The sequence below is a fragment of the Mameliella sp. AT18 genome (assembly GCF_028807275.1).
GTDB lineage: Bacteria > Pseudomonadota > Alphaproteobacteria > Rhodobacterales > Rhodobacteraceae > Antarctobacter > Antarctobacter albus.
Genome location: NZ_JARAMO010000241.1, coordinates 1 through 2,852 on the forward strand (window position 1 = coordinate 1; position 2,852 = coordinate 2,852).

A 2,852-nucleotide genomic window follows, 5' to 3' on the forward strand; every position below is an offset into this window, starting at 1 on the left:
GACCCGGACCGCGATCCGCCGTTCTTCTTTCTCAAACCCGCCGATGCGGTGGTCGAGGACGGCGCGACGATCCCCTATCCGCCGCAGACCGAGAACTTTCACTATGAGGCCGAACTCGTCGCCGTGATCGGCACCGGCGGTGTGAACATCCCCGAGGACAAGGCGCTGGATCACGTCTGGGGCTATGGCGTCGGCAATGACCTGACCCGCCGTGACCTGCAGCTGAAGGCGCGCGAGCAGGGCCGCCCCTGGGATCTTGGCAAGGGGTTCGACAACTCGGCCCCCATCGCGCCGATCCACCCGGTCTCTGCCGTGGGTCATCCTTCCAAGGGGGCGATCAAGCTAACCGTCAACGGCGAGGTCAAGCAGGAGGCCGACCTCAGCGAACTGATCTGGTCCATCCCCGAGATGATCTCGATCCTGTCGCAGTCCTTCGCGCTGAAGCCGGGCGACCTGATCATGACCGGCACGCCTGCCGGCGTCGGCCCCCTGCAGCCCGGCGATACCTGCGTCGTCGAGGTCGAGGGCCTGGGCACCTGCACCACCCATATCGGCCCCCGCGCATGAGCCTGACGCTGCACAACTTCTTTCGCTCGTCGACCTCGACGCGGCTGCGCGCCGCGTTGAACCTCAAGGGGCTGGAATACGACTACCTGGCCTACGCCCTGCGCAAGGGAGAGACGCGGACGCCGGAGTACCTGGCAAAGAACCCGCAAGGCCTGGTGCCGTCGCTGGAGCTGGAGGACGGAACGACCCTGATCCAGTCTCTGGCCATCATCGAATGGCTGGAAGAGACCCACCCGGAGCCCGCGCTTTTGCCCGCCGATCCGCTGGGCCGGGCCCGGGTGCGCGGCCTGGCCTGCATGATCGCCTGCGAGATCCACCCGCTGAACAACCTGCGGGTGCTCTTTCGCCTGCGCGACCAGTTCGGTGCCGATGAAGCGGCGCAGAAGGCCTGGTTCACGCATTGGGTTGCCACCACTTTCGACGCTCTCGAAGAGGCGTTGCAGGACGCGCGGACCGGTCGCTACTGTCACGGAGATACGCCGGGGCTGGCCGATCTGTGCCTTTACGCGCAGGTCTGGAACAACCGGCGCTTTGACATCCCGGTCGCGGACTGGCCGACCATCGCGCGGATCTTCGCGGAGCTCGACGCGCTGCCCGCCTTCCGCGACGCGGCCCCGCCCAACCAGCCCGACGCGGCCTGACAACGCGTTTCCAAGGAGGAGAGTTATGGACAACGCCATGCAACCCGAGGACAGCGCGGAGCTGCGCGCGCTATACCAGGGGTTCAAGGACAATCACCTGAACCCGCTGTGGACGCAGACCGGCGACCTGATGCCCCTGCACCCCAGGCCCAAGGCGGTGCCCCATGTCTGGCGCTGGGCCGATCTTTTGCCACTGGCCGAGCGGTCTGGCGAACTGGTGCCGGTGGGCCGGGGCGGCGAACGTCGCGCCATCGGCCTCGCCAACCCCGGGCTTGGCGGGCGGGCCTATGTCTCGCCCACGCTCTGGGCCGCGATCCAGTACCTCTGCCCCGGCGAAAACGCACCCGAGCATCGCCACGCCCAGAACGCCTTTCGCTTCGTCGTCGAGGGCGAGGGGGTCTGGACGGTGGTCGACGGCGACCCGGTGCGGATGTCGCGCGGCGATCTGCTGTTGACGCCGGGCTGGCGGTTCCACGGGCACCACAATGTCGCGACCGAGCCGATGGCCTGGATCGACGGGCTGGACATTCCCTTCAGCCAGCAGATGGACGTTGGTTTCTTCGAGTTCGGCGCGGAACGGGTCACCGACAACGCCACGCCGAACTATTCCCAGGGCGAACGCCTGTGGTGCCACCCGGGCCTGCGGCCCCTGTCGCACCTGCAGGACACCGTCGCCTCGCCCATCGGCGCCTACCGCTGGGAATTCACCGACCAGGCGCTGACCCAGCAATTGCTGCTGGAGGATGAGGGCATGCCGGCCACCCTCGAACAGGGCCACGCGGCGATCCGCTACGTCAACCCGACCACCGGCGGCGACGTGATGCCGACGATCCGCTGCGAGTTCCACCGCCTGCGGGCCGGGGCCGAGACGCCCGAGCGGCGCGAAGTCGGATCGACCGTGTTCCAGGTCTTCGAGGGGCAAGGGGCGGTTGTCATGGGGGGCGAGACGCACAGGCTGGAAAAGGGCGACATGTTCGTGATCCCGTCCTGGGTGCCGTGGTCCTTGCAGGCGGAAACCCAGTTCGACCTGTTCCGCTTTTCCGATGCGCCGATCATGGAACGTCTGAATTTCATGCGGACGGCGGTCGAAGGGCAATGAGCCTGACGGCCGAGGAACAGGCCGCGCGCGAGGCCTTGCGCGCGCGTCAGGGGGCAGGGGCGCGCTATGATGCGGCCTCGGCCCCGGCAGAGGATCTGCTGCTGGCCCGGCGCGGCACGGCCTATTTCGCCCGCAAGCTGGCCGAGCTGTCGGATGCCGACCTGGACGCGCCGTCCCTGCGCGAGGGCGTCCGGCGTCGGGCGCTGATTGCCGAGGTCGGCTATCACGCCCGGGTCCTCGCGCAGCAGGTGGGCGCCGTGCGGGCCGGGGACAGCGTTCAGCCGATAGCGCCAGAGGCCCATCGCGCCGAGATCGCCCAGGGGGCCACGCTGCCGCCGCGCGCGTTGCGCAGCCTGGTGCACCATGCGGCGATCCACCTGGACGTCGAATGGCGCGACCTGACCGACGAGGGCTGGACCCTGTCGGCGCCTCTGGAGGGCCAGGCCGTCACCCCGCTGCGCCAGACGCCCCGCCTGCGTGCGCGGGTGGTGTGGAAAGGCGCTCTGGACCTGGGCAATGGCGGTCGGCTCGCCGATGTGCCCGCC

Annotated in this window: 4 protein-coding genes; all 4 read left to right on the forward strand. The window is 68.7% G+C overall.

The window, feature by feature from the left end:
• The coding region (locus tag PVW46_RS21230; RefSeq protein ID WP_274577477.1) for a fumarylacetoacetate hydrolase family protein at positions 1-567 on the forward strand (567 nt) is incomplete at its 5' end.
• On the forward strand, positions 564-1,208 hold the full coding sequence (maiA, locus tag PVW46_RS21235; protein WP_069211318.1) for a maleylacetoacetate isomerase: 645 nt from the start codon (positions 564-566) through the stop codon (positions 1,206-1,208). The genes PVW46_RS21230 and maiA, both read left to right, overlap by 4 nt.
• A 25-nt stretch (positions 1,209-1,233) precedes the next feature.
• Entirely contained in the window at positions 1,234-2,307 is a 1,074-nt protein-coding gene (locus tag PVW46_RS21240; protein WP_069211319.1) for a cupin domain-containing protein, read from the forward strand.
• On the forward strand, positions 2,304-2,852 hold a 549-nt coding region (locus tag PVW46_RS21245; protein WP_274577480.1), incomplete at its 3' end, for a maleylpyruvate isomerase N-terminal domain-containing protein. The genes PVW46_RS21240 and PVW46_RS21245, both read left to right, overlap by 4 nt.